This window comes from Leisingera sp. F5 (assembly GCF_001593695.1).
In genome coordinates this window covers 1-2,019 of sequence record NZ_LUKH01000607.1, presented here as the reverse complement: position 1 = coordinate 2,019, position 2,019 = coordinate 1, and the positions used below count along the sequence as shown (strand labels likewise).

Below are 2,019 nucleotides of genomic sequence, written 5' to 3'. Positions count from 1 at the left end.
TGCGGTCATGAGTCGGCTCCGGGGCTGGGCAAGGTTGGCAATGTTCGCAAGCCTTCTAACGCCTTGCCGCGCCGGGGTGAACCGGCATTCCTTCCACAGTTGGCGTTATCAGCGCGCGGGTCCGGTGCATTGCCTGCCAATCCGCTTCTTCTTTGTCAAAATACTCATTCCCCAGCCAGGGCCGCCGTGCAGCTGCCAGCGTTCTGCGGAACCAGGACAGGCACCCGGCGCGTCAGGTCGCTGTTCAGCATTCCCGCCGAGAAGTACCTGCCCAACACGCCCGGCTGCAGGAGATCGGCATTGCCATTCAGGAAGGCGTCCGTGTCCTGATAGCCGCCCGCCGCCATCCGCTCCGCTGTCAGGTTCAGGAACGCGAGCGTCACCGCGACGTTGAATTCCTCCGGCACCCCGGCGGCCTCTGTCAACTGGCGCAACCCGCGGGCGTAGATGGCCATGCCCTCGAACACCTCATGGCGCGAGAGGATTTCATAGGCCACTCCCAGATGGGCCCGGTGGCTGAAGCCCTGCGGCTGCAGGGTGCCCGCGGCCAGTTCCGCTGCCATCACGGCATAATCGGTGCCTACGCTCATTGCGGGTCCTCCATCAGGCGGTAGTTGTCGGCGGCGGTCAGGTCCAGCCCGTAAACCGCGCGCAGCGTTTCGATTTTGCCAAGGCTTTCATCCGAGAACGGCGCCTTGCCCTCAAAGCGTGCAACGCCATGCCTTCGACCGGTTCGTCCACCGAAATATCCAGATATCTCCGCCAGCGCCTTCATAGTGTTCAATAGCCGCGTCTCCAAACGCAGCCCGGTTTGCACCCGTGTTGCTGTTTTCATCACGCTCTCCTTTCGGGAGGTGATATAGAGGGCATTGGTAGCAAGATACCTGGATTTACCCCTTAAGTTCCCCGCCCCTTCATCTTTGCCCAAATACTCAATTCCCTGACTGGTCCTCTGCACCGCCGTCCGGGTTTTGCGGTGTCAATAGATGCCGGATCAGCGCCACAGGATGCACGTGCAAGGGCCTTGCTGCACAAATCGGTTGAGGGTCGAACTCCCCCTTTTCCCGGACGAATTTACCCAACCCATCATCAAAACCCTCCCGGCTTACCAGCAGACCGAGCGGGCGCGTCACATCCCGGCCCGTCTTGGCCGCCACCTTCGTGCAAACCGCCGCGGCCCTAGCTTGGCGTGACCGGGCAGCACCTGCCCTCTCATCGATACAGCGTATCGGCTGCCGGGTAATAAATCATCCTGATGCCGCTCCCGCCTTCCAGAAGAGGGATGGCAAAGCTGTGCCGCAGAGTGCGGGGCAGGACCTTCTTCTTGATCCGGGCAAAGCCGCAGGCCGCTCCGAACGACTGGTTGAATTGCCGTGCCGGGATCGGACCGGCTGCGCCCCGGAAACGACCATCCGGCCGGGCGCGCTTCGCGGCAATAGCCGCGCAGCAGATCCAGCAAGCTCGGCGGCAGCATCAAGTGGCGATCCTGTCGGCCCTTGCCCCGGTCAGCCCGGATCAGCATGCGGCCGCTGCCGGTATCACCCGCCTTCAGATGCGTGACCTCGCGCAGCGCCCGCAGATACACCGTCTGCGGCTTTGCAGCCTCTTGATCCGCATATCTTCGAGAAATCGCCGGCGTAGCGCCGGAACATGTTGATCTGACATCGAAACCTCCTGTCAACAGATTGAGAAGGCCCCAATCGTTAGACAGGTTTGTCAGTTCGCAAAATTCACGCCGCTCACATCAGCGCGCAACACCCGCCGCAAGCGCCAATACCGCGAGTACGGGCTCGTCCAAGGGTTGAGAGCAGCCCCCTTATCCCGCCTTCGTCAGCGACAGGAAGACATCCTCCAGATCGGCCTCTTCGGTCTTCACATCGCGGATGCTGATGCCTGCGGAATGGACCGCGGCCAGCACGTCCTCGGCGCTGATCAGGCGGCTGCGGTAGCGCAGCACCACGGCGCCGTCTTCGCGCAAGCTGGCCTCGATACCCTCGCCCTGCGGCAGTACCGTGGCGG

At 62.5% G+C, this 2,019-nt stretch carries 2 protein-coding genes and 1 pseudogene; all 3 read right to left on the bottom strand.

Translation table 11 applies throughout. The annotated features are described in order from the left end of the window. Positions 1–164: 164 nt before the first annotated feature. Positions 165–590, bottom strand: coding sequence for a hypothetical protein (locus tag A2I95_RS33840; protein ID WP_291736855.1), 426 nt, complete (start codon positions 588–590; stop codon positions 165–167). Then, a complete protein-coding gene (locus A2I95_RS33835) occupies positions 587–835 on the bottom strand; it encodes a hypothetical protein (RefSeq protein ID WP_291736853.1) in 249 nt (82 codons plus the stop codon). Before A2I95_RS33835 ends, A2I95_RS33840 begins: the two co-directional genes overlap by 4 nt. 981 nt (positions 836–1,816) lie before the next feature. After that, positions 1,817–2,019, bottom strand: a pseudogene (locus A2I95_RS33830) (ABC transporter ATP-binding protein); the annotation flags it as partial.